24 protein-coding genes are annotated in these 25,802 nt (G+C 49.9%); 11 read left to right on the top strand and 13 right to left on the bottom strand.

What is annotated here, in order from left to right; translation table 11 throughout:
- Nucleotides 1-10 precede the first annotated feature (10 nt).
- The 10 genes from IZU26_RS11435 to IZU26_RS11480 all read left to right on the top strand — a co-directional run bounded on the left by IZU26_RS11435 (nt 11) and on the right by IZU26_RS11480 (nt 11,041).
- A complete protein-coding gene (locus IZU26_RS11435) occupies nt 11-868 on the top strand; it encodes an NAD(+)/NADH kinase (protein WP_310823336.1) in 858 nt (285 codons plus the stop codon).
- Entirely contained in the window at nt 846-2,612 is a 1,767-nt protein-coding gene (recN, locus tag IZU26_RS11440) for a DNA repair protein RecN (protein ID WP_433279145.1), read from the top strand. The genes IZU26_RS11435 and recN overlap by 23 nt, the downstream gene beginning before the upstream one ends.
- 61 nt (nt 2,613-2,673) lie before the next feature.
- Nucleotides 2,674-3,477 carry a hypothetical protein gene (locus IZU26_RS11445; RefSeq protein ID WP_310823334.1) on the top strand — a complete coding sequence of 268 codons (804 nt, stop codon included), beginning with the start codon at nt 2,674-2,676 and terminating at the stop codon, nt 3,475-3,477.
- Entirely contained in the window at nt 3,477-4,700 is a 1,224-nt protein-coding gene (locus IZU26_RS11450; RefSeq protein WP_433279147.1) for an HD domain-containing protein, read from the top strand. The genes IZU26_RS11445 and IZU26_RS11450 overlap by 1 nt, the downstream gene beginning before the upstream one ends.
- Before the next feature lie 99 nt (nt 4,701-4,799).
- A complete protein-coding gene (gene coaD / locus IZU26_RS11455) occupies nt 4,800-5,300 on the top strand; it encodes a pantetheine-phosphate adenylyltransferase (protein WP_433279149.1) in 501 nt (166 codons plus the stop codon).
- A 130-nt stretch (nt 5,301-5,430) separates the two neighbouring features.
- Nucleotides 5,431-5,619: a 50S ribosomal protein L32 gene (gene rpmF / locus IZU26_RS11460; RefSeq protein ID WP_021329883.1), complete on the top strand. Its 189-nt coding sequence runs from the start codon at nt 5,431-5,433 to the stop codon at nt 5,617-5,619.
- Nucleotides 5,620-5,635: 16 nt separating this feature from the next.
- Nucleotides 5,636-5,878 (top strand): acyl carrier protein, encoded by a 243-nt coding sequence (gene acpP, locus IZU26_RS11465; RefSeq protein WP_016520105.1) that lies wholly within the window; start codon nt 5,636-5,638, stop codon nt 5,876-5,878.
- A 79-nt stretch (nt 5,879-5,957) separates the two neighbouring features.
- Nucleotides 5,958-6,692 (top strand): ribonuclease III, encoded by a 735-nt coding sequence (gene rnc / locus IZU26_RS11470; protein ID WP_433279151.1) that lies wholly within the window; start codon nt 5,958-5,960, stop codon nt 6,690-6,692.
- A gap of 58 nt (nt 6,693-6,750) precedes the next feature.
- Nucleotides 6,751-9,591, top strand: a complete 2,841-nt coding sequence (locus tag IZU26_RS11475) for a CHASE2 domain-containing protein (protein ID WP_433279153.1) — start codon at nt 6,751-6,753, stop codon at nt 9,589-9,591.
- A gap of 94 nt (nt 9,592-9,685) precedes the next feature.
- The gene (locus IZU26_RS11480; RefSeq protein WP_433279154.1) at nt 9,686-11,041 is read left to right on the top strand and encodes an MATE family efflux transporter; all 1,356 of its coding nucleotides are present in this window, start codon (nt 9,686-9,688) and stop codon (nt 11,039-11,041) included.
- Between the two features lie 158 nt (nt 11,042-11,199).
- Here the strand turns inward: IZU26_RS11480 and IZU26_RS11485 are convergent, their stop codons facing one another.
- From IZU26_RS11485 to IZU26_RS11545, 13 genes are all read right to left on the bottom strand, one after another.
- Nucleotides 11,200-12,468, bottom strand: coding sequence for a PTS ascorbate transporter subunit IIC (locus IZU26_RS11485; RefSeq protein WP_205075394.1), 1,269 nt, complete (start codon nt 12,466-12,468; stop codon nt 11,200-11,202).
- A gap of 378 nt (nt 12,469-12,846) precedes the next feature.
- Nucleotides 12,847-13,131 (bottom strand): PTS sugar transporter subunit IIB, encoded by a 285-nt coding sequence (locus IZU26_RS11490; RefSeq protein WP_021495724.1) that lies wholly within the window; start codon nt 13,129-13,131, stop codon nt 12,847-12,849.
- A 127-nt stretch (nt 13,132-13,258) separates the two neighbouring features.
- A complete protein-coding gene (locus IZU26_RS11495) occupies nt 13,259-14,467 on the bottom strand; it encodes a phosphopentomutase (RefSeq protein WP_310823330.1) in 1,209 nt (402 codons plus the stop codon).
- Nucleotides 14,468-14,469: 2 nt separating this feature from the next.
- Nucleotides 14,470-15,636 (bottom strand): YhfX family PLP-dependent enzyme, encoded by a 1,167-nt coding sequence (locus IZU26_RS11500; RefSeq protein WP_433279155.1) that lies wholly within the window; start codon nt 15,634-15,636, stop codon nt 14,470-14,472.
- Between the two features lie 16 nt (nt 15,637-15,652).
- A complete protein-coding gene (locus IZU26_RS11505) occupies nt 15,653-16,756 on the bottom strand; it encodes an aminotransferase class V-fold PLP-dependent enzyme (RefSeq protein WP_433279157.1) in 1,104 nt (367 codons plus the stop codon).
- Nucleotides 16,756-17,646 carry a phosphotriesterase family protein gene (locus tag IZU26_RS11510; protein ID WP_038080691.1) on the bottom strand — a complete coding sequence of 297 codons (891 nt, stop codon included), beginning with the start codon at nt 17,644-17,646 and terminating at the stop codon, nt 16,756-16,758. The genes IZU26_RS11505 and IZU26_RS11510 overlap by 1 nt, the downstream gene beginning before the upstream one ends.
- 68 nt (nt 17,647-17,714) lie before the next feature.
- Complete coding sequence (locus IZU26_RS11515; protein WP_310823326.1) at nt 17,715-19,037, bottom strand: YhfT family protein; 1,323 nt, start codon at nt 19,035-19,037, stop codon at nt 17,715-17,717.
- Nucleotides 19,038-19,072: 35 nt separating this feature from the next.
- The gene (locus IZU26_RS11520; protein WP_310823325.1) at nt 19,073-19,444 is read right to left on the bottom strand and encodes a DUF2620 family protein; all 372 of its coding nucleotides are present in this window, start codon (nt 19,442-19,444) and stop codon (nt 19,073-19,075) included.
- 14 nt (nt 19,445-19,458) lie between these two features.
- Nucleotides 19,459-19,818, bottom strand: a complete 360-nt coding sequence (locus IZU26_RS11525; RefSeq protein ID WP_310823324.1) for a PRD domain-containing protein — start codon at nt 19,816-19,818, stop codon at nt 19,459-19,461.
- Nucleotides 19,819-19,820: 2 nt separating this feature from the next.
- Nucleotides 19,821-21,464, bottom strand: coding sequence for a phosphoenolpyruvate--protein phosphotransferase (gene ptsP, locus IZU26_RS11530; protein ID WP_433279160.1), 1,644 nt, complete (start codon nt 21,462-21,464; stop codon nt 19,821-19,823).
- A 6-nt stretch (nt 21,465-21,470) separates the two neighbouring features.
- Nucleotides 21,471-21,731 carry an HPr family phosphocarrier protein gene (locus tag IZU26_RS11535; protein WP_433279162.1) on the bottom strand — a complete coding sequence of 87 codons (261 nt, stop codon included), beginning with the start codon at nt 21,729-21,731 and terminating at the stop codon, nt 21,471-21,473.
- Entirely contained in the window at nt 21,728-22,195 is a 468-nt protein-coding gene (locus IZU26_RS11540) for a PTS sugar transporter subunit IIA (protein WP_433279164.1), read from the bottom strand. Before IZU26_RS11540 ends, IZU26_RS11535 begins: the two co-directional genes overlap by 4 nt.
- Nucleotides 22,179-23,726: a BglG family transcription antiterminator gene (locus tag IZU26_RS11545; RefSeq protein WP_162147011.1), complete on the bottom strand. Its 1,548-nt coding sequence runs from the start codon at nt 23,724-23,726 to the stop codon at nt 22,179-22,181. Before IZU26_RS11545 ends, IZU26_RS11540 begins: the two co-directional genes overlap by 17 nt.
- A gap of 249 nt (nt 23,727-23,975) precedes the next feature.
- On the opposite strand from IZU26_RS11545, the gene IZU26_RS11550 reads away from it, so the two are divergent.
- Complete coding sequence (locus tag IZU26_RS11550; RefSeq protein ID WP_433279166.1) at nt 23,976-25,673, top strand: FAD-dependent oxidoreductase; 1,698 nt, start codon at nt 23,976-23,978, stop codon at nt 25,671-25,673.
- Nucleotides 25,674-25,802: the final 129 nt, after the last annotated feature.

Below are 25,802 nucleotides of genomic sequence, written 5' to 3' on the forward strand. Positions count from 1 at the left end.
CGGGAGCCGTATGGAAAAGTGCCGTATCGTCGTCAACACGTCAAAACCCGAATCGCAGGCGCTCGGAAATGAAATCAAGCGCTTTTTGGCGGAAAAGAACATAGCATCGTCGCTCTACCGCTTTGACGGTTTCAGCGATGCCAATCCTTTTTCGAACTGCGATTTCGCCGTAACGCTCGGCGGCGACGGCACGGTGCTCTTTGCCGCCCGCGGCTGCGCATCTCTCGGCATTCCCGTATTCCCTGTCAATTTGGGCGAATTCGGTTTTATCGCGAGCATCGAAAAAAACGAATGGAAAGAAAAGCTCGAGCTTTTTTTAGCGGGAGATATGTTCGTCGGCGAGCGGAGTATGCTCGAAGTTTCCTTTTCGCGCGGTTTGCGCGGGGATTTTTCCGCCGTCGCCTTAAACGATGTCGTCGTCAGCGCGGATACGGCTGCAAAAACCGTTTCGCTTGAAGTATCCTACGACGGCGTGCCGCTCGGCGTTTTTAAAACGGACGGCATCATCGTCAGCACGGCCACCGGTTCGACCGCGTATTCGGCGTCTGCAGGCGGGCCGATCGTCGATCCTGAACTCGATGCGATTATTCTTACTCCGATAAACGCCTTTTCGCTTTCATCGCGTCCCATCGTGCTCGATCCGCGCGAAGAAGTGTGCATAAAGCTCCTTTCGGTGCGGAAAGAGGCAGCGCTTATCACCGTAGACGGGCAGACGCCTTTTGCGCTGAAAGCTGAAAGCGTCATCACCGTACGGAAAGCCGCGCACAAAGTAAAGCTTGCGGGCTGCACGACGGAAAAATTTTGCAGTGCGCTTCGTTCAAAATTGAATTGGTCGGGAGGGCCGCATGCTCGAAGACCTGACGATTAAAGATTTTGCGCTCATCGATTCGGTTTCGATAGAATTTCCGCGCGGCTTTACCGTGCTTTCGGGAGAAACGGGCGCAGGCAAATCGATCCTCATCGGCGCCCTGTCGTTTTTGCTCGGCGGAAAGGCGGATGCTCAGATGATCCGAAGCGGTGCTCACGAAGCGTCGGTGACGGGAACCTTTTTGCTCGGCGGAACAGACGGAGACGGCCGCGTCAAAAACGATGTGCCGAAAACGGACGCAACTTCCGACGGTGAAGAAGCTGTTACTGCCGAAGCGTGGCTTTTGGAACACGGTATCGAAAGCGATGACAGTCGCGTGCTTGTGCGCCGCACGCTCCGCGATTCGGGAAAGTCGTCCGCGTGGATTCAAAGTACGCCCGTTACGAGAGCCGACTTGGCCTCTTTTTCGGCACTTCTCGTCGACATCCACGGTCAGCACGAACACCAGTCTCTTATGAAAGTTCCCCGCCACCGCGTTTTTCTCGACGCGAGGGCAGGCATCACCGAAGAGGTGCGGCGCTTTACCGCGTTGTACGCCGAACTCGTCGAAAAACGGAAACTTCTCGACGAACTCAACGCGTCGAGCGAAGAGCGTTCTCGGAAAATCGAAATGTATTCGTTCGCGGTACACGAAATAAACGAAGCAAAACTCAAAGCCGATGAAGACGCCCTGCTTTCTGAAGAGGAGGGGAGGCTTTCGTCTTACGAAAAGCTCGCTTCCGACATCGACGCGATTACGAACATGCTTTCCGACAACGAAACTTCAGCCGTGTCGATTTTAAAGCAAGTGCGGCGCGACGCATCTCATGCGCTCGAAATGGATAAAACGCTTTCCGATTTGGATTCGCGCGTGGAATCGGCGTTTTACGAAGTGTCCGATATTGCCGAAGAATTTTCCGCGTATAAAGGCAAGCTCGTCTACGATCCCGCACGCCTCGCCGAAGTACAGGACCGTCTTTCTCTTATCTACAATTTAAAGAAAAAATACGCATCGTCCCCGTCCGCTCCTCTTTCCGAAGTTTTGCAGTATGCGGCGGAAGCCGAAGAAAATCTCGAACGGCTCGGTGCGGGAAAAGCCGATAAAGCATCTCTGGAAAAAGAGGCGGCGGAAACCGAGCGGCGCGTCTATACGGCTGCAAAAGCGCTTTCCGAAAAACGAAAGGCTGCGGGCGAGGCGATGTCGAAGGAAGTCGAATCGGTGCTTGCAAAACTCGGCATGAAAGGTACTCGCTTTTCGGTGCGCGTCGAAGAAAAGCCCGGAAGCGGCGCGGTGCAAAAATGCGGCCCCTACGGCATGGACAACGTCGAATTTTTGATAAGCGCGAACCCCGGCTCTCCGCTTTTACCGCTCGCTCAAATCGCGTCGGGAGGAGAGCTTTCCCGCGTCATGCTCGCCCTTAAAACGATCTTCGCCGAAACCGATCCCGTCGAAACTCTCGTCTTCGATGAAATCGACACGGGCATCGGAGGGGAAGTTGCGGTGTCGGTCGGCAGTCACCTCAAAAATCTTGCAAAAAACCGACAGATATTGTGCATAACGCATCTTGCAAGTATTGCCGTTTATGCCGATAATCAGATAAAGATCGAAAAAGGCGTGGCGGACGGAAAGACGTCGTCGCGCTGTACAAGCGTTTGGGGTGATGAGCGCATAAAAGAGATCGCGCGCATGCTTTCCGGAGAAAATTCGAGCGAATCGCTCGAACACGCGCGGTCGATGCTCGAACGATTCGGCAGCGTTCGGTAAAAATCTTCGGACGGGCGCGCACTGATGTTCGTTCGCTTCAAGCTTTTATTCGGAGGACAGTATGGCAAAGATATCGGAGACGACGCGAGGGCAGCTTGCCGAAGCGATACAACCCTATCAAAAACAGATCGACGATCTGCTTACAAAAGAAAAAACGTTCATCGACCTCATGAAAAGCGACCACGCGGGCGAAGCGTATAAAAAGCTGCAGCTTGCCGAAGACATGGTTTTCGTTTCGAGCCTCTACATGGCGGAAAACAGTTTGTCGCTGAAAATACTCGAAATAAAAAATAACGACGCGCTCAACGAATCGCGCAAAACACTCTACCGCGCAATCATCTATCTCGAAGATATCGTAACGAATTTTATCGATGTGCCGTATTCCGAACTTTCGTCAAAATGGGAAAACATCGCGAATACGCCGGTTGCAAAGCGCTATCTGCTTATTCGAAAGCTCGGTCTTGCCATACGGCTTTTAAAAGATGCGTTCGGCGAAAACAGCAAATGGAAGTGGTCGTTCGTCGAACTCGAAGGACGATTTGCCGCCGTTGCAAAAAATCTCATCGACATGAAAAAGGGCGCGCGCGATTATTTTGAACCGAGCTCTGTCGATTACGAAACGACGGTGCTGTACATACGCAAACTGCAAAAACTGCTCGACGCTTCGGCAAACGGCTATCGCGATAAATATGAACTTTCGACGAGGCGCATCGACGATATGCGCAATGCGATCAAATTTCTGCTTGCGCGCCACAAACTCTGTCTTGCGATCGGCGATAAGACAAACGCCGAAGATATCAAAAAAAAGGCCGTCATCTGGAAAGATAAAATGGACGCCGATCAAAAGGCGGGTTCAAGTTCCTAATGATCAATAAAGCGCTCGCCCTCAAAATTTTCGAAGGATTTTCCATTCAGCGCTGGAACGATTTGATCCGGCCTTTCGATTTAATCGAAATGGACAAAGCCGGCGAAAAGATGATCATCGCTTACGTCATCGGAAAATTCGAAGAGCACAAAGGCGTTTCGATCGATTGGGAATGGATGGCCTATGCCTCTCTGTTCGACCTGCTTCGAAAGATTTCCCTGTGCGATATAAAAGCGCCGGTGCAGCGTTTGTTAAAAAAAGAATACACCGCCGAATACTTAAGGCTCGACGAATGGGTGCTTTCGCAGTACCGACCGCTCATAAACGACGACGAACTCTTTTCCCGCTTTACGATCTATGTCGGACAAAAAGCGGAAACGCTTTCGATTCCCGCATCTCTTACGGCATCCTACCGCGTGCTTCAGGCGGCGCACAAGTATTCGACGATGCGCGAACTGCAAATGCTTTCCGTCGTCAACGAGCGGGAGCGCCTCGTAAAGATCGAAACGGAACTCGAAGCGCAGATTCAACCCTACCTCGATTTGGAAGGGCTGCAGATGATGCTCACGCATCAAAAGACCTACGATTTTTTATTGAAGACGGAACAGCTGCGCTTTCAAACGCGCTGGAATCAAACGCCGCGAGTGCCGAAAACGAACGTGCTCGGTCACAGCTATTTTGTCGCGGTCATGACGCTGCTTCTCGCGCGAAGCAGCGGAATCGAAATGTGCCGAAGAAGGATTATTAATAATTTTTTCAGTGCGCTCTTTCACGATTTGCCCGAAGCCGTTACTCGCGATATCATATCGCCTGTAAAACAGGCGACCGATGCGCTTCCCGACATCGTAAAGCGCATCGAAGACGAAATCGCAGGGAGGGAGCTTGTTCCGCTCATGGAAGATTTTTTTGCCGACGAACTGCGTTATTATACGAACGACGAATTCGTAAACCGTATACGGCGGGACGGAAAGAGCGAAGCGGTTTCGTGGGAAGATTTGAACGGTCGTTTTAACAGCGACGCCTTTGAGCCCGTCGACGGCCGTCTCGTGCGCCTTTCCGATCACCTTGCAGCCCTTCTCGAAGCCGACAGTTCGATCAAGCACGGCATTACCTCCGAACACTTGGTGCACGGCAGAAAGAGCCTTCTCGGTCACTATGCGCCGGGCGAAACGATAAACGGCATCGATGCGGGAAAATTATTTTCGTATTTTGCTTCGGATTGACGAAAACTCGTGTGATATAAAGCATATATAAAAACGTTCTACTTCGTTACTTATATTTTTTCACTTGTACAATTTCCGCCTCCGCGTTACTATAATCGTATGACAACAGCAGTATTTCCCGGGTCGTTCGATCCGCCGACGAACGGGCATTTAAGCATTATCAAAAGAGCGAGCAAACTCTTCGATACGGTCGATGTCGTCATCGCGGTAAACGCGAACAAGCAGTACCTCTTTACGAAAGAGGAGCGTTACCGCATGATGGAGGAAATTATCAAACCGTATGAGAACGTAACGCTCCACCTGTGCAGCGAGCTTGTCGCGCAGTATGCGAAAAAAACGGGCGCAAACGTATTGCTGCGCGGTATTCGCAATACGAACGATTTCGCATACGAATTCGATCTGTCGCTGATGAATCACATGCTGAACCCCGACATCGAAACGCTTTTTATACCGACGGAGCAGCGTTACGTCATCGTTAAATCGAGTTCGATAAAAGAGCTCGCGCAATATCACGGCGATATTTCGTCGATGGTGCCGCCGATCGTCGAAGCGGCGCTGAAAGAAAAATTCCCGGAAGCAGGAAGGGGGCATTGCTCTTGAGATTGCTGCAAAAAGCTTGGCATAAAAGCGTTGACTAAAAACGGAAAAATGCTATAATAGATTGACATTCGGCTGGAAACTGTTGTACTATTGACCGCAGTTATTCAGAAAAAAGCGAGGTTTAAGTATAATGGCAGTACCCAGATCAAAAACTTCAAAAGCCGTGACGAAAAGACGGCAGGGTGTGAATATGCATCTTGAGGCACCGCAGCTTGTTCCGTGTAACAACTGCGGAAACCTTGTGCAGCCGCACCGTGTGTGTCCGAAATGCGGGTTTTACCGCGGACGTCAGGTAATTATGCCGGAATCAAACGGTTGATGCAGGGAGCATGAACATGGACGAATTATTCAACAAAATCCAGAAACTCATTGCCGAGAAACTGGAAATCGATGAAAGCAAAATCACCCTCGATTCTTCTTTCAGAGGAGATCTCGGTGCGGACAGCCTCGATACTTACGAGCTCGTCTACGCGATCGAAGAAGAATTGGGTGTAAGCATTCCCGACGACAAAGCGAACGAATTCGAAACCGTCCGCGATGCGTACGAATTCATCAAAGCCGAACAGGCGAAAAAATAACGCAGTCGTTTGGATGTCGTATGATAAAACACAAGCCTTGAACGCTTGTGTTTTTTTTATGATGTAGGGTTGCAGAATTATGTGCAAACGGCAAAGCTTTTCATCCGAACGTAAAAAACAACTCGTTGCATTTTGCAAGCCGCTCGGCTTACGCTTTCGCGAGCTTGCGTTCCTCGAACTTGCATTCCGCCACCGTTCGTATTCGAACGAAAGCGACGACAAACGTCCCATCAACAACGAACGTCTCGAGTTTTTAGGCGATTCGGTGCTGGGGCTCGCGGCGGCTTCATACCTGTACAAAACCTTCGAAGACAATCCCGAAGGGGACTTGGCGCGGATCAAAGCCGTCGTCGTGTCGGAAAAAACGCTTGCGCCGATCGCGCTCCGCTTCGGTATCGACAAAATGCTCGTTTTGGGACACGGCGAGGAGCTCAGCGGCGGCAGGAACAAACCCGCGATTCTTGCCGACTGTATGGAATCGATTATCGGTGCGTACTTTCTCGACTCGGGCTATGCGGCTGCCGAAAAATACGTGCTTTCATTTCTCGTCCCCGAAATTGAAAAAGTGCACGACGACCGCGGCTCGAAAGATTATAAAACGCTGCTCCAGGAATTGTATCAAAAAAAGACGAAAGCCTGTCCGCTCTACGAAACGGTGAGTGTCACGGGCCCCGATCACGACCGCACGTTTTCCGTTACGGTGCACCTCGGAAATGTCGCATACGGTCCCGAAAGCGGAAAGAGTAAAAAAGAAGCGGAACAAAAGGCTGCAAAAAAAGCGTATATGCTTCTGACAGGGTTGTCGAAAAAGTAACCCTTTTGAGGCAGACCCTCTGACAGATGCGTAAATTTGTGCTATACTGAAAGGCAATATGGCACAGCAAAAGAAAACAAAAAAAAGATCGTCTTTTTTTACATCACTCGGTTTTATCGTCCTCGTCGTGACGGCAGCCGTTTTTTCGGCGCTCGGCGTTTTCGGTTTTTTTCAAAAACTCGATTACCGTATGTACGATTTTTTGCTCAGCCTCCGAAGAGAGCCGAAGCAATCGGAAAAGATTTTATTCGTTAACATCGACGACGAGTCGATTCAAGCGCTCGGCGAATGGCCGTGGAGCCGCGACATCATCGCCGATTGTCTTTTGCGTATACGCGAACTCGGTGCGGAAAGCGTCGTTTTCGATGTCGAATACCTTTCGCCGTCTCCGCGGGGGGTGGCGCCGAACGCCGAAGAAAATATGAACGCGGCGATTTCGGCAGGCCGAAGCGACATCACCGGCGTCATCAACGAACTTTCCGAATCGGTGAGCCGCGGCTTCATTTCCCGTGCGGAGCTGCCGGCAGTGACGAAAGATATGATCGCCGATTACATCGATCCGGCTCTTTCGAATATGCGGGCCGATATCGCATCGAAAATGTACCGCGACAACGACGACTATTTTGCAAGGGCGATTCAATTTTTCGGCAACACGTGGCTTACGGTAAACACGCGCGACGTTGCGATTACGCTTTCCGACGAAGACAAAGTGTATGCGCAAAAACGTATTTTGCTTTCGAACGTTACCGATGCAGGCGGTTTTATTCCGCGCGACAATCAATATACGTCCGACGAACAGTACAACGGACAAAAGACGGGATTCTCTCCCGCGCTTCATACGCTCATCGCGCACGCGGCGGGAGCGGGTTTTACGAACGTCGTCATCGACAGCGACGGCACGCGGCGGCGAATCGAACTGCTCTACGATTACGACGGAAAATACGCGGCTCAGCTTTCTTTTGCCCCGCTTTTGCATATAGTCGACGCAGAACGCATCGAGCGCACGCGGAACTCGCTCATCGTGTTCAACGCGCTTTTTCCCGGAGAATCGGAGCGGACGACCGTAAAAATCCCGCTCGACAGCCGCGGGCGCATGCTCATCAACTGGCTGCACAGGGAGCAGGGAAAATCGTTTAAAAACGAATCGGTCGTCTTTTTAAAAGATCTCGATTTTATCGAAGAGGCGCTTATTACTACGCTCGGCAATATACGGGGCAACGAACTGCTCGCCCCGGACGGAAGCGCGCTCAGTTATATAGGAGCTGCGGAAAAATTATTAAAACAATATAAAGCGCTTAACGAAGAAAAGCAGGTACTGCTTGCGCGGTGCGCGGGTTTTAACGAAGACGGCGAACTCATCGACGGTATAAGCGCAAACGAATACGAATCCTACTTTGCCGCGCGGGAAGCCTTTTACGACGATATCGGTTTGTTTATCGACTCGGGCTATATGAGCTCGATCGAAGCGCGCATTGCAGAACTTTTAAAAGCGGGACTGCAGCAAGAGCAAGCCGACGGTTTTATCGACGTTATGAAAGAGCAATTCGGTATCTTCGCCGACAATTATAAAACCTACCGGCAGTACGTAAACGATATGAAAGCCGTATACAACGCTTCGTACTGTATCATAGGAAACACCGCGTCGAGCACAACCGATCTCGGAACGAATCCGTTTACGCGAAGCTATCCGAACGTCGGCACACACGCGAACGTTATGAACACGATTTTGCAGCGCGATTTTATCACGCCGTTTCCGTGGTATTACGGCATGATCGCAGCCTTTTTGTTAATCTTTTTTGTCATGTTTATCACGTACGGCAGATCCGATATGATGCAGAATGTCGTAACCGGCATCGCAGTCTTTCTTATCGTGAGCGTCTTCGTCTTTCTTATGATCGTTCCGGGTTATTATATTCCGCCCGTCGCTTCCTGTCTTTTTATGCTTTTCATATATGTCGCGGGAATCATTTTGCGCTTTACGCTCAGCGATCGCGAAAAAAGATTTTTGCGCCGTGCGTTTTCGACCTACCTTTCAAAAGACGTCGTCAACGCGATCGTCGAAGATCCCGAAAAGCTTTCGCTCGGCGGAGAAGATAAACACATAACGGCGCTCTTTTCCGATATCAAAGGGTTTTCGTCGTTCAGCGAACTCGTCACGCCGACGCAGCTCGTATCGATTTTAAACGAATACCTCGGTTTGCTCAGCGATACGATTTTGCGCTACAACGGCACGATCGATAAATACATCGGAGACGCGATCGTTTCTTTTTTCGGCGCACCGATCGATTTGCCCGACCACGCATACCGCGCCTGTGCGGCGGCCGTGCGCATGAAGCAGGCGGAAAAACTGTACAACGAAAAGCATCTCGCTCACAGAGACATCCCGCGCGAGCTCGAAACGCGGATCGGCATTAATACGGGCAATATGGTCGTCGGAAACATGGGTACGAGCATGAAGATGAATTACACGATCATGGGCAACGACGTAAACCTCGCGAGCCGCCTTGAAGGCGTCAATAAAATCTACAAGTCGTGGATCCTCGTTTCGGAGACGACGTGGAAAGAAGCCGATTCGGGTGAACACAAAGGCGAGCTCGTCTCCCGCAGGCTCGATAAAGTGCGCGTCGTCGGGATCAATAAGCCCGTGCAGCTGTACAATATACTCGGCTTTAGAAGCGAAATGCCGCCGGATGAACTTGCATCCCTCGACGAATTTCACGAAGCGCTCGACAAATACCTCGCACGGGATTTTAAAAAGGCGGGAAAAATGTTTATGAATGCGAATAAACTGAATCCTGCCGACGGAGCGTCTCTCGTGTTTGCCGAACGCTGTAAAGATTACCTCAAGCAGGGCATCCCCGACGATTGGGACGGAGTGATGAATATGACGACAAAGTGACGGAAAGAATTGCAGCGCGTGCGGCCGTGTGTTTACTTATACCGATATTCTGCTCGCATTGTGCATTTTCCGAAAGCGGATTATACTGATTTTTATGAACATCGACCGGAACCGCTACTATGAAAAAATGACTGCAACGCCCGCGTCGCGTCTTGTGCTTTCGCTCGGTTTTCCGACGACGGTCAGTATGCTCGTCACAAATATCTACAACGTGGCCGATACGTTTTTCGTAGGCCTCGTCGGTACGAGCGCGTCCGCCGCGGTCGGCGTCGTATTCGGTTTGCAGGCTATCTTTCAGGCGGTCGGTTTTATGCACGGACACGGCGCGGGCAGCAATATCGCGCGGCACCTCGGAAAAAAGGAAGTTGACGAAGCGTCCGTCTATGCCTCTACGAGTTTTTTTCTCGCACTGGCGGCGGGACTGCTTTTTATCGCCCTCGGTTTTTTGTGCATCGATCCGCTGTGCCGCCTTTTCGGAAGTACCGATACGATTTTGCCCTATGCGCGCGAATACGCATTTTGGATTTTCCTTGCGGCTCCCGCGATGACGGTCGGCTGCGTGACGAACAATATTTTACGCTATGAGGGCAGGGCGGCTCTTGCGATGGTCGGACTTGTCAGCGGCGGGCTTATCAATATCTTTCTCGACTGGCTTATGGTGTGCGTGTTTCACACAGGCGTTTCGGGTGCGGGTTTTGCGACGATGATAAGTCAATATATCGCCGTCGTTATTTTGATATCCATGTTTTTGAGCGGAAAGACGCAGAGCCGCCTTTCGATAAAAGCGTTTTCGAAAACTTCGCGCGAAATCTGTTTCGACATTTGGCGTGTCGGCTCTCCAAGCTTGACGCGGCAGGGACTGCACAGCATTTCCGCAATGGTACTCAACAACTGCGCGGCCGTGTGGGGAGATGCGGCGGTCGCCGCCATGGCGATTGTCGGAAAACTTTCCAATTTTTTATTTTGTGTAGCCGTCGGCATCGGGCAGGGATTTCAGCCCGTATCCGCGTTCAACTACGGAGCCGGAAAATACAGCCGCGTGCGCACTGCTTTTTTTACCGCCGCCGTTATGGGAACTGTTTTTTTATCCGCATTCGCTCTTGCAGCTTTTATATTCGCACCCGAGCTTGTCCGCGCTATGCGGAACGATGAAGAAGTCGTTTCGATCGGCGCCTTTGCGCTCCGTGCCGCATGCGCTTCTCTTCCTTTCGTGCCTCTGTCGATTATCGGCGAAATGCTTTTTCAGTCGACGGGCTTTGCGGGAAAAGCACTCCTTATATCTTCGCTTCGAAGCGGCGTCCTCTTCGTTCCGATCGTTATCGTATGCTCAGTGACGATGGAATTGTTCGGTCTTGAAATATCGCAGAGTGCGGCGAACGTGCTTGCGTGCTTTTTATCGCTTCCGGTTATCGTACGGTTTTTAAAACGACTTCCCGAAGATGAGGAGTAAGAGAGCGCAAGCGAACCGAAATGTATCGGTGCAGGCGAATGAGATCAAGATGTAAAAATGCGGCAGGCGTTGTTACCGTGCGCCGATAAAAGCAAGCGGGGCTGCCTCAAAAGTCGCTTACTTTTTCGACAGCCCCAATGTTCGTATGATACCGATAATCAGTGGAAAATATTGATAATTCCGCCTAAGACGATACCGACCAGACAGAAGTCCGCGTCGCTGAACGTCGTACTGACAAAACCGAGATTTCCGAGCAGCGGCATGAGTATGATCGGCAGGAATGTAATCAACAGGCCGTGTATAAACGAACCGAAAAAGCAGCCCCTGCGTCCGCCGGTCGCGTTGCCGAAAACGCCGGCCGAAGCGCCGCAGAAAAAGTGGGGAACGACGCCGGGAATGATGATCGGCAGTTTAAACACGATGCACAGCAGCATTCCCAAGACACCGCCCAAAAAGCTCGACAAAAATCCGATGAGAACCGCGTTCGGTGCATAGGGGAATACGACGGGGCAGTCCAAAGCAGGTTTTGCATTCGGTACGAGTTTTTGCGAAATACCGGTAAATGCCGGAACGATTTCTCCGAGGATCAAGCGGACGCCCGACAAAACGATATATACGCCGCCTGCAAAAGTGATGGATTGCAAAATCGAAAATACGATAAAGTTTTGTCCGCCGCTTTCATTGGTCTGTACGTATTCGGGTCCTGCGACGATGGCCGAGATGATAAAGATAAGTCCCATCGTTACGGAAATCGCAACGGGCGTATCGCGGAAAAATCCGAGCCATTTGGGAAATTGAATTTCTTCGGTCGATTTCGAACCTTTACCGACGAGTTTGCCGATGTATGCAGACGTCATATAGCCGAAGATACCGAAGTGTCCGAATGCGATATCGTTCGTTCCGGTGATTTTCCGCATAACGGGCTGTGCCCACGCGGGGAAAACGGCCATGACAAAACCCAAAATCAAGGAGCCGACTAAGATAAGCAGCCAGCCGCTTAATCCGCCGACGGAAAGGATGACGGCGATCAGGATAGCCATGTAAATGGTATGATGTCCCGTTAAGAATATGTATTTCAGCGGCGTAAAGCGGGCGATGAGAATATTTACCACCATGCCGAAAAACATGATGAGCGCCATTTCGGAACCCATCGACTTTTGCGCGATGGACACGATGGCTTCATTGTTCGGAACGATTCCTTGTATATGGAAGCCGTACTGAAACATACCCGAAAAATGGCCTAAGGCGCCGACGATCACCGATGCACCGGCTCCAAGCACCAAAAATCCCAAAATACTTTTGATAAAGCCTTTTACGCATTCCGACGCATCTTTTTTTTGGATCAATAAGCCGATTAAAGCTACCAATCCGACGAGCACGGCGGGAACGCTCAATACGTCATTCATCAAAAAACGAAAAAATCCCATCTTTTCCTCCATAAAAACTTTTGCAGGAAATAAGAGCCTTCGGCTCGTTCTGCAAAGAACTGATTCTACGTGTCCGCTTTCGCGGACTTCGAATCAATTTCCGAAAAAGTTTTTAGCCGTGCGCGCACGCGCACACGTTCAATAGTCGAGTTTGCAAAATAAAGTATATCGTATTCATTCGATTTTTATCGAAACGGTACGTATACACGTCTTCTGCAAACATCCGCGCAAACTCGAAATAAAAAGTGTCGGCGATATTTCAGACGACACTTTTTATCATTCCTCCTACGGAGAGATTTTACGGCGGCACTGCAATGAGCGGGAGTTATAACCGGCGGCGGCGCCGTATCGCCGATTAAAACTCTTCCGATCGGCGATTCAGATAACCTTCATCTCTTTGAGCTTTTCGACGAGTTTGCTTTTCATATATTCTTTGTCGATCATATTGTCCAAAGAGATTATCTCGCCTTTGAATCCGATAAATTGATTGGTGATATCGCGGGTACCCATATAGATATCCGCCTGCATACCTTTTGCGGAGCTTAAATCGGTGTGCTCAACTTCAATATCCGAAAGCCCCAATTCTTTCAAAATATTTTTTATGTTGATTTCCATCATAAAGCTGCTGCCCAAACCGCTTCCGCATACCACGAGAATTTTCATTCTTCCTCCCATAAAGCCAATTAAACGGCGAGATAAAAACGCCGGCAGTCTTTTTGCCGTTTTTTATCATCCTCATATTATTATCATATATACGATACACCGGAATTGCAAATTTCGCAATCTTTTTCTATACGAGATACGACAGATAGCTTTCTCCCGCTTCGGGCTTTTCTGCCGAAAAGAATTCCGCTGCCGTCGCGGCGGTATCCGCCATCGTTTTTCTGACGCCGATATTGACCGCGCGCACACCTTGTTTGTATATCAAAAGCGGGACGTATTCCCGCGTGTGCTGCGAATGTCCGATCGTCGGGTCGTTTCCGTGGTCGGCCGTTACGACGAGTATATCGTCTTCTTTCAACAGGCGGATGATTTTTCCGATATAGCCGTCGACGATACCGAGAACTTCGGCGTAGCGTTCGGGATTTTGCGCGTGTCCTGCGAGGTCGGTTTCCTGCACGTTGACGCAGATAAAACCGTGATCGCATAAGGATATCTGCTCTATCGTTACATCCAAAATCGTTTTCGTGTCGACGAGGTTCAAAAAACTTTTTCCCGAAGCGTTGGCTACGATATCGGCAACTTTACCGATGAGTATGCACGGAATATTTTTTTTGCCGAGCAAAAACGGCAGCTGCACTTCCGGTACGACGCCGTACCCCAAATGGCGCACCATATAGCCTTCTTCGTACACGAGCGATTTCGGCGCATCGATGCCGATATACTTTCCTTCCCGTTCCGTTTCCGCAGCGAGGATCGATTCCGTCGTCGCCTTCGTTCCGCCGAACACGATAACCCGTTCGACTTCGACGACGCTCCGCACGATCTTTGCGATTTCCAATTCTTTTTCAAACGATATATTTCGGAAGCTCGTCGTCACATTGTATACTTGTCCGGGATCCGTTTCGAGGTTATCGGCGACGGCGACGCAGTCGTCTACCCATAAATATTCGGCATTTTGTTTTCGGCGCACAACCGAATGCCCTGCAGCTTTTAAAGCCGCTTCCACTTGATCTATGTAAAACGAAAACGGCTTCATAAGCGGTTTTTGCGTGCGCGTACCCATGATCTCCTGATGTCCCAAAAAGGTATCGCCGCCGTAATGCTGCAGTCTCGATTTCCCGAATACCGCATCTCCATTCATCTTCATCTTTTTGTAATCACAGCCGAGCGCATTCATTAAACCGAGCCGCTCGAAATGCGGTAAGTACAGATCGGGAACGCTGTCCAAAATATGACGGCACGTATTAGCTCCGTAATCGCGCGGCCGCACTTGCAGCACGTCGTCCATATAGCCGACCCCGTAACTGTCTATCACTAAAACGATAAATCGCGCCATTATCAATCACCTTCTTTTTTTATACCCTGTCCCGTATACACGCCGATAATCGACGGAGCATCGCTTTGAATGCCCTCAACCAAAACGATATCCGATCTCGTGACGAACATCTGCGTGCGAAAACACGCGAGCACCGTCTTTCCGATACTTTGCTGCGAAGGCATTTCCAAATAGTAATCGATGTTTCCTGCGGGAAATGCCGATACGTTTTGTAGGGCGAGTGTGCCGTCTCCGTCTTCGATGAGCGCGTGCTGAAAGTGCCCGCGCGGATAAAAACCGCCGCCGTAAAAGTACGATTTGTTTTTAAATGTATGGGAGATTTCCGATACGTATACGTATGCCGGTATTTCCGCCGAATCGTCGTGCACGTTAAACGGCGTCGTGCCCGTCAGCGCGTGTCCCGGCTCTCCGTGCGTACCGCCCGATTCTTTTATCAGCGGTACGGTTCGCACGCTCGTCACGGACGGCATATTCATCTGTTCGATCGGTATGCCGAATCGCGATTCGATATAGGTTTTTGCTTCCGTCAAATCTTCGATGTTTTTCGTCCGTTCGACGCTTTGCGTTCGCTCGTCGTATAAAAAACACGGAAACGACGTTAAGCCTGAGAGCTTTACCCCTTTGTACGTTTGTATTTTTTTTATTAATTCTTCCAGTTCGCTCACAGTGCATCCCGCTTCCTGTCCCGCATATATATTCGATCTTTTTCCGACGATGCGGAGCATGATATTTTGTATTCGATGCGCTTGAAGCGCGGCATCGGAAATCTCTTTCGCTTTTTCTGCGGAATAGACCGTAATCGCTTCAGGGGCATAGTTTACGATATCGTTTACCGCAGCTTTCGGGATCTGCACGAGGTGACCGACGTGTCCCAGTTTTACGCCGTACTTCATCATCGTTTCCGCTTCTTTAAAATCGACTGCGACGCAGCCATCGTAACCCAGCGCTTCCAGTTTTTGCGCTATATACGGATTTCGCCCGATCTGCTTTGTCATATAGTAGAGGCGTACGCCGTATCGCTTCGCTTCATCCGCAATACGGCGCGCATTTTGCAAAAGCATATCGACATCGATGACATACGAATCGGGCAAAATCCTGCAATCTTTATGCAGCTTGTATGCCGCGCGTACGAGTTTTTGATTTCGCCGTATGAGCGTTTGTAAAAACATAGCCTTATAAAAACCTTTAATCCGCCGTCGCAGCTTTATACGCTTCGTCTAAAATCCGAATGATCGTCTGTGCTCCGCTGCGGTTCGGATTTATCCTGATCATCGTATCGCGCAGTTCGGGATTTTTTTTCAAAAATGTTCCCGATACCCGATAAAACAGCGGCGGCACTTCGAATTTCGATTCCGCACCCACGGGATAGGGCAGTGCACCCAATCTTTCGGCGGCGGCCAATACCTTTTGCGCGACGGGTTTGTCGAATTCGACGAGCAGTACCTTTGACTGCGCGTTTGCTAAAAGACACTGCCGTACGTACGGAAATTTTTCGCGGTCGTTCAGTTCACGCAAGAGCCTGTCGTTTTGTTCCGCCTGAATCGCAAGGGCGACCGGAGCATATACCAACGAACGCAGCGCTTCCATGCTTTCGAACCCCTGCACTTGTCCGCCGCCCGAATAGTTGTACGCGCACACCGTGTCGATGAGCGATTTTTTTCCGACGAGGCAGCCTATGCCGACGGGCCCCAATAATTTGAAAAGCGAAAACGCGGACAAATCGGCACCGCATTCGCAGCCTATTTTTTCGGTTTTCATAACCGCATAATTATCGTCTACCAGTACGACCGTCTTTTGTTTTGCGTTTTTTATCAAATCGATTACGTGCTGCAGATCGTAGGCATCGTCGAGCGTTTGGCGCGTATGCTGCACGAGACAGAGCGCGATATCGTTTTCCCGGAGTTCGCGAAGGATGCTTTCATCGTCGTTGAAGTCTGCGCGTACGACGCGGAGCCCCATCGATGCGACGCTCACTTCCGTCGTCGGGTACATCGGTGCGCTGTGTACGAGGATGCAGTCCGACGGGCGCAGCGCGGACATGAGTCCCCAGCGGATCGCCTGCGTGCCTGCTCCCCGCGTCAACATACATGCTTCCGCATGGAAAAATTCGGCCAACACTTTTTCCGCAGTTTCGGTACACACGGGTTTATGTACGGCGGTATTGAGTCCCAAATCCCCTGTAGAAAGAAATTCGGAACCGCTGAAATGCTTTGTGATGATATCGACCAATGCAAATTGTTTTTCCATCGCGCCGCGCAGGCTGACGGATTCGAGCGGATATGCGCGCATCAGTGTTTGTCCTCTGTCTGTCCGTAAAATTTTTTCGGATTTTCTTTTAATATTTTTTCTATCGAACTCGCTTTGAATCCCGCACCGAGCAGATTTTTAATAAACGTGTCGAAAAGATAGCAATAGCCTATGCCGCCTTTGTGTTCCATATTCGACTTCCGCGTGATGTCCATCGAAAAAAATATGCGGTCGATTAAATTTCTTTTTTCGATTTCCTGCAGCATGGAGATACGGACGTCGTCCGGCATATAATTGTTTTTTCCGATCGTATCGAATTCGACGTATGCTCCCGATTCGAGTATTTTGAGTATATAGTCTATATCGCCGCTTAAATCGAGGTGTCCGATGCAAATGCGGCCGAGATCGACGTTTTGCTTTTTAAAAAGGGCGATCTGTTCCGCTCCGAGTTTTCCGAGCGTCGTGTGCGTCGTTATCGGGGTGCCCGTCTCTTTGTGCGCGATGATCGCAGCGTTGAACACTTTTTTTTCGATATCGCTTATCGCATTTTCGCTTGAGCCGATTTCGCCGATGATGCTCGCTTTGATTTCCGTACCGTCGATGCCCTCCGTGATCTCTTTGATCATGATACCGGCGATGTCGCGTTCGCTTTTTTCATAAATGCAGTCGGGCAAAAAAGGCTCTTTATAAAAGCCGGTAGCGCAGAGGATATTGATGCCCGTTTCACAGGCGACGGAAGCGACATAGCGTACGTCTCTTCCCATGCCGATATTCGTAACTTCGGTTATATTTCGTACGCCTTTTGCATAGAGCTTTTTTAATTCGGCGACCGTCTCTTCCCTGCAGTCGAGCCGGCAGTCCGCATTGTTTTTTACCTTCGACAGATCGATATGAATGTGTTCGTGCATCAGCGTGTAACCGTCTGCAAGCATAAAAACTCCTGACACGGCAAGTTTTACGGCGCATCGGATCCGCAAAACTCGCCTATTAAATTATTAAATTATTTTGCGACGGGGAATAATCCTATCACGTGCAGAATGTTTACCAAAATACCCGTGCATATTGCGCCGACAGGTCCCACCGCCATCGTCGGTATCGGCTTTTTCGAATTCTGATTTAAGAAATACAAACCGATGACGAGGATGTATCCCATCGTCGGTGCGATGGCGTTTGCGGCGATCATACCGCCGACGAGGAGCGCCAAATCCAACACTTTCGACATGGCCGTCCGCGTATTGTCTCCCAAATCCTTTAATCCGGGCGATTTATCCATACCTTTTGCGATAACGTTGAGCAAGAGGATTTCGATGACCATGATCAGCGCGCCGATAAAGAAAGATCCGACCAGACCGACTATGCCGAAGTTGATGAGCAGGAGGGCGGGGACGTGCACGGCTTTCGTTCCGGCCGGCGAATAGACGCCCGACATGATAGCGGTCGTCATGACGAGCGGGATAAAGCCGAGCATCCTTCCGAGCGCTACCATCGCGGCTTCCGTGTAATTTCCCTCTGCGGTCAAAGTCAGCGACGCGGGGCCTTCGGAAATCAAGAGCAGCGTCGTCGCAAGCGCTACGACGCCTCCGCTTATCGCAAGCAAAACGACGTTTTTACGTATGCGCGCGATATTGTCTTCAAACAGCGAAAACACTTTCGTCGCTTCTCCCGTTTTATCGGATTTGACGCGGGCAGCGACGACAAGCATCGCACAGATACCGAAGAGGAGAGCCATACCGTCCGCGTTGAGCGCGACCTTTACTCCGTTGACCGTAAATTTTCCGTAGAGAGAGGTAACGTGTTTGATGAGCATCGTCAATACGAGGACGACGGCTGCCGTTTTGACGCCTTTTTGGTAAGCGACGGCGATTGCAGGAAACACGCAAAACGAAATGATGATCAAATTTCCGACGCTGCTTAAATTGCTTGTAAAGTTGATGGGCATTTTTGCAAACAGATTCATGATCACCTGCATGCCGAAGAGCAGGAGTATACCGTATACGCAGCCGACCGCCGCCGACAAAATCATACCGCGTTTCGTATCGTTGAACGCCGTACCGATGATATCGCAGGCGAGCAGAATCGTATGCACGATGATGATTTTTCCCGTAATCGATGTCGGCAGACCGAAACCGATGACGAGACCGAACGACAGTGCAAAGCTTGTCGCAAAGAGACTCCGTCTGTCCATCGCTTTGTTTAGATACTGCGGCAAAAGCGGTCTCAGTCCGTCGTGAAAGACGGCGATGCTTTGATTTGCCAAGAGGGACGAAAGTCCTCCCAAAGCCGCCATGACCAAAACGGTCAATGCATTGATGTGAAAAATCATTTTCTTTTCCTCCTAAAAGATTTTATTAAGTTTTTCTAGTTTTCCTTTTTCAGTATCGCTTGTACCAAAACCGGCAGTACCCGTTCCGCGTCGGTATTGACGAAACCGAACGCTTTTTTTCCGTCGTTGACCGCTTGCGCTATCTCTTCGTCGCTTAAAATTTTACCCGGAATGCTGAGCGAAACACACCGGCCCGCTCCGAGCAAACCTATGGCCATAGCGAGCGCCGCTCCGGCTCCGGTAGCGCATGCGCCGACATAGTAATCGTACGCATTTGTCTTGACACCCATCGCAGCTTCGATATCGCTCTTTATGTCGACCGTGACCTCTTCGCCTCCGTACTGCGCGACGAGCTTTGCGATCAGCTGTTTATCCATCTGTCCGCCGACGGCGATCTTCTTTGCCATCTCAGTATGCCTCCTTATTCGTCCATAAGTATTAATAAATTGGTGATAATAAAATACCGCTCCTGCATCGGGAATTCCGTTTTGAAGATATCGCGTTCGAGTTCTTCGGCGAGCGCTTTAGCCGCAGCGAAATTCTTTTCCCGTTCGATTTCTTTTATCATCGTATCGGAAACTTCGGTGATGCCTTCTCCTTTTTCGATTCTCGTGAGCGCCATCGCCAAATGCGTGACGAAGCGGCTGCCGTTTTCTTCGTTCAGCGAAATCCCGTATTTGGAATCCAAATGAGAAATCATTGTAACGATTTTTTCTTTTGTCGTTTCCGCGATGACCTTGTTTTCGGTCAGCAGCGACAATCTGTACATCAGATCTTCCATGATCATTCCTCTGTGTATTCCTCTATTGTTGCCGAAAGAATCGCTCTTTTGACTTTTTGTATGTTCGCCGGCGACATGCTGAAGCAGCGCAATCCCATATCGAGCAATTTTTTTGTAAAAGAAACGTCTCCCGCCATCTCTCCGCAGACGGAAACGTGTTTGCCGTATTTTTTTGCCGCCTCGATGACGTTTTGTATAAGACGCAATACGGCAGGATGCGATTCTCGGTAGAGGGCGCTTATCTTGTCGTTGCCCCTGTCCGCGGCGAGCGTGTACTGGGTCAAATCGTTCGAACCGATGCTGAAAAAATCGACGAGGGGAGCGAGCTGTTCCGCGATGAGGGCGGCAGCCGGCGTTTCGATCATGATACCGATTTGCACGTCTTTGCCGTAGGGAATGCGCCGGGCGTCCAAATCGCTTTTTATTTCCGAAACGATCGCGCAAACCCGCCGCACTTCCTCTTCTTCCGTGATCATCGGAAACATGATGTGCAGTTTTCCTTCCGTGCTTGAGCGAAAAAGCGCGCGCAGCTGCGTGTAAAAAAAATCTTTATTGTCCAAACAAAAGCGTATGCCGCGCCAGCCTAAAAACGGATTTTCCTCTTTCGGCATCGGTAGACAGGGGTACTGTTTATCTCCGCCGATATCGAAGGTTCTGATCGTCACTGGCTTTCCGTGCATCGCTTTCAAAACGGCCGCATAGATTTTGTACTGATACTCTTCCGACGGAATGCGATCCGGATTTTCATTTAAAATAAATTCGGTGCGGAACAAACCGATGCCGTCCGCGCGTTCCTGTAAAGCTTTTTCCGCTTCCGCTTCCGAACCGATATTCGCTTCGAGTTCTATAACCGTACCGTCGAGCGTCACGGCTCTCTTTTCCGCGAGCGTCTGCAGCAAGCGCTTTTCCGCCTGCACTTCGGCGTATTTTTTTTCGTACGACCGTATCTTTTCGTCGGGCGGGTTTACGAACAGCGCTTCTCCGTCGATGATGACGGTATCGCCGTTTTCCGCTGTGTCGTAGGGGATATTCGAAAGCATCGGAATGCCGTTTGCACGCGCGATGATGGCCGCGTGAGATGTTCTGTTGCCCGTTTCGCAGAGGATTCCCAAAAGGAGCGTTTTATCCAATTCGGCCATATCGACCGGTGTGACGGTATAGGCCGCCAAAACGGACGGTTCCGTCAAGCGCGGCGCTTGTGCCGTCTCGGGATCCGTGCAAAAGAGCAGCATCGAAAACAATTCGTTGAAGTCGTCCGCCCGTGCGCGCAGGTATTCGTCTTCCAAAGCGCCCATAGCTTCGACGTATTCGTCGGCGGTGCGGGCGAGGGCGGCTTGCAGCGTATCGAAATCGTTTTTTATTTTTTCGACGACGTCGTTTTCGAGTTCGGGATCGTCCAAAATCGCGATATAGCTTTTTAAAATATCGGCCTGTGCCTTGTCCGAATCCGCATCGGCTTTGCGCATGAGCGCTTCGAGTTTTTGCCGGACGGTATTTTTTACGTTTTGAAATTGAGCGCATTCGGAGTCGATCGCATCCGCGTCTATCTTTTGCTCCGTATCCCGTTTTTTTCGGTGCGCCGATTTTACGATCCGAGCGATACACAAGCCGTCGGATAATACCGTTCCGTGCAATTCTTTATACATGCCGCGCTACTCCTTCAGTTCGGCGAGAAATTTCGTCAAAGCGTCCATCGCTTCTTTTTCGTCGTCGCCGTCGGTTTTCAGCGTGATGACGTCATTTTGCGAAATTCCGATGCGCAGCAGTTTGATAATGCTTTTCGCATTTGCGCTTTTATCGCCTTTGCGAATCGTAATCGCGCAGCCGAAAGTGTTTGCCAGCGTGATAAAATCGTTTGCCGGTCTCGTGTGTAATCCCGTCGGATTTTGAATCGTTATCTCTTGTGCAATCATGTATGCGCCTCCGCAGTTTTCAGTATTTTTTCCAAATCGGCTTCCGTTTCCGCTTTGCGTAAAGCCTGTAACGCATCGTCGTTGTCGAACAGCGTCATCACTTCGATGATCGCTTTTTCATTTAAGGATTGTTTGTCGGGCGCCGTAATGCACAGCAGAATGTCGACGGGATCGTTCGTTTTGTGTCCGAATGCGATCGGCTCGTGCAAACACACCAAGCTGTAGCCGAGTTTCAACGCGCCGCTTTCAGGCCGCGCGTGCGGCATCGCGATGCCGGGGGCGATTACGAAGTAGGGACCGAAATTCCGTACCGACTGCAGTATGGCCTCGTAGTACGAAGGGGCGGCGCATCCGCAGTCGATGAGCAGATCGACGCTTTTTTTTACGGCATCCTGCCATGTCGCAAACTGCGCTTTGAGTGCGAACGTTTTGTGTTGTAAAATAAAATCAGCCAGCATTTTCATACCCCCGTCGTATATTTTGCAGTATCGATTTTACCTGTTCTATGTCCGAATCTTCGAGCCTGACCGAAATATGAGCAACAGGGACTGCAAGAGGCGCGGTTTCGATAAACGAAATAATAAAATCGATATTGTTTTCTTTTACGTATGCATCGGTTAATTTTCGGATGGAAATCGTTTCGATCGGATCCAATTCGGGAAAAGCTTTGCCGAGTTTTTCTTTCAATATGCTGCTGACGACGAGACCCGAAGCGCATACGAGTCCGGCGGAAATTTTCCGCGTATTGCGCTCGAAAAAAGGAGAGATAAAGCCGAGCATAACGCTTCCGTCTTCTTCGGAAACGGGAATGTGTAAACGCTTTTGCAGGTATTCGGCCGCAGGTTTGACGATTTTTTGCATACCGTTGTTTTTGAGAACGATATTTTCGGCAAGGCGCGATGTATTTTGCTGAATGGAAAAAAGTCCCTTGTGCCTTTTTATCAAGTGCAGTATCTGCAGGTAAACGATATATGCCGTTCTTTTCTGTTCCGCGACGCGGCCGTCCAAAGCGCCTTCGATAAACGTTATGAAATCTTCGGCGATCCGTTCGTATTCTTTTTGATTCGGCAGGATATTGTTGTACGCTTCCGTGCTTTGAAATACTTCCGTCAAAACCCGTATTTCGTTGTCGCACTGAGGATTGCCGCCGATAAAAAAATCCGCATCGGAAACGGCTTGCACAATCTTTGCTTCGCTTTCGACTCTTTCGGTTCGTTCATCCGCAGACGGCTCTATAAAAAAACCGTTTTTGCGTCGCAGTTCCGTTATGCCGATGTACAAAAACATGAGGATAAAATCGATATCGGAAAAAGAAACGCCGGTACTGCGTTCGACAGTTTCGACGATATCGAAATTATTTTTTATCGTCGTTTCGGCATCGAAAAATTCAAAGACGGCGGATGTAAACGAATACAGTTTTAATATGTTCCGTTCCGATGCCGAGCGGTGAATGTAGGCGTAGAGCAGGCTCATCAATTCGTTGAAATTTACATAGAGGCAGGCGCTGTTTAGAGCTGCGAGGCGGACGGCGATTTCGTTTCCGCCGATACAGGTGCCGAAACCTCTTTTGCGGATGACTTCGCAGCCCGAACCTGCAAGACGCGTTTCAAGTTCGGATACGATCTTTGCAGCTCCGCTTTCCGATATTTTTAAAACGTTTGCAAGGGAGGCGAGCTTTACCGTATCTTTTTCATTGAGCAGGTGGAGAAAGGCTAAAAAACTTTTTTCCGCCGGTGAAAATTCGGGCTTGTAATTTTTTTGCGCAAAGTCTGCAATGAGTTTTTCTTTCGCTTTTTCGCTGCCGCTCAGCATAAAGCCTCTGCCGCGCAGTTTGGAAAAATGTAAACCGTAGGGTGCCGTGCACTCCTCCAGCTGCGGCAGCAGCCGAAACAGCGTGCTTTCGCTGATACCCAATTTTTCCGCGATAACGATGGAAGAGATATAATCGTTCGCGTCGAATAAGATATTGATGATGGAAGCTATTCGAATATCCATACCGTAATAGTTTATCATAACTCGACTCGTTTGGTCTTGTAAAGGAAAATCAAATTTTTGTTGACAGGAAGGTTTGGTGTCATATTTACCGTTTTCGATACCCGTATTTTCGCTGCCGAACCTGTCGATGTATGCTTTTATTTTTGAGATATGTAACAATTATAGAAAAATATTTGTATCAATCTTGACAGTTTTTAATTATGGGATGTATACTCAATAACATACTAAAACAGGGGGTAATTGAAAAAAATGGCAAAAAAGATCGTAATCGTCGGCGGAGTCGCAGGCGGTGCTTCCGTTGCCGCCCGTGCCCGAAGGCTTGATGAAAGTGCTGAAGTCATTATGTTTGAAAAGGGGCCGAACGTTTCGTTTTCGAACTGTTCGCTGCCCTTTTTTTTGAGCCGGATCGTAAAGGAAAGCGGCAACCTCGTGCTTATGTCGCCCGAACAATTTAAAAAACAGTACAATATCGTCGCGAAAACGTCGCACGAAGTGCTCAAAGTAAATGCCGACAAAAAAACGGTTACTGTAAAGGATTTGACGAGCGGAAAAGAGTTTGACGAAAGCTACGATACGCTCGTCCTTTCTCCGGGCGCGTCTCCCGTCATGCCGAAAGCGATTCCGGGCATCGATCGAAGCCACGTATTTTCGGTACGCAACGTCGTCGATATCAAAAAGATCGACGATTACGTTACGGAGCACTCGGTAAGCGATATCGTCGTAGTCGGCGGCGGTTTTATCGGCATCGAAGTCGCCGAAAACTTTAAGCTTGCCGGAAAAAACGTCACGATCGTCGAAAAACTCGACCAAGTGCTCGCGCCATTCGATCACGATATGGCGCAGATTTTGCATAAAGAAATGTACGACAAAGGCGTCGCTCTCGTCCTCGGCGACGGCATCAAAGAAATCGGCGACAAAGACATTACGACCGAAAGCGGCAAAAAGATCGCTGCAGGGGCGGTCATCATGGCGCTCGGCGTGCGGCCTGAAACCGAACTTGCAAAATCTGCAGGCGTCGCGCTCGGTGCGACGGGCGGCATCCTCGTCGATCACAATTACCGCACGAACGTTCCCGACATCTACGCAGTAGGCGATGCGGTCGAAGTGACGCACTTTATCACAAATAAAAAAACGCGCCTCACGCTCGCAGGTCCCGCCCAAAGAGAAGCGAGAGCGGCCGCCGACGACATGTACCGTATTCCGCACCGCAACACCGGCGTCATCGGTTCATCGGTTATCCGCTGCTTCGATTTCAATGCGGCGTGCACCGGCTTAAACGAAAAAGCGTGTAAAGATGCGGGAATCGATTACGATTACGTGTACGTCATCCCCGGCGATAAAGTCTCTCTTATGCCGAATGCGAACCCGATCTTTTTCAAATTGATTTTCGAAAAACCGTCAGGAGCGATCATCGGCGCACAGGCGGTCGGAAAAGGTGCGGTCGATAAGCGCATCGATGTCATCGCGACTTGCATTATGCTGCACGGAACGCTCGAGGATTTGAAAGAGCTCGAATTGTGTTATTCGCCGATGTTCGGCACCGCAAAAGACGTCGTAAACTACGCAGCCCTCGTCGGCCTCAATATATTGAACGGAGTGTTTAAACAAGTGCCCGTCACGAAAGTGCGCGAACTTGTCGAACGGAACGCGTGCATTGTCGACGTGCGTGAGCCGAAAGAGTATGCAGCGGGGCACATCGTCAACGCGGTCAACATCCCGCTGAGCGCTCTTCGCGAACGCATGAACGAAATACCGAAAGACAAACCCGTGTACTTGCACTGCCGTTCGAGCCAGAGAAGCTATAACGCAATCTGCGCGCTGCAGGGCAGCGGCTGGAAAAACGTGTACAATATCATGGGCTCTTTTCTCGGCGTGAGCGAATACGAATACTTTACCGATAAAGTGCAAAATCGGAAGCCTATCGTTACGGCATATAATTTCAAATAATTATCGGAGGTAATGACGGGGGCGAAAGTATCGGTCGATAAGGGATTCTTTCGGAGAAAACTTCGTTCGCTTTCGCTTGGTACGCAGTGCCGGGTTTTGCATGTATAAAGCTCGGCACCGGCGCTGTTT

It is taken from the genome of Treponema sp. SP13 (assembly GCF_050938355.1).
Taxonomy (GTDB): Bacteria; Spirochaetota; Spirochaetia; order Treponematales; family Treponemataceae; genus Treponema_D; species Treponema_D socranskii.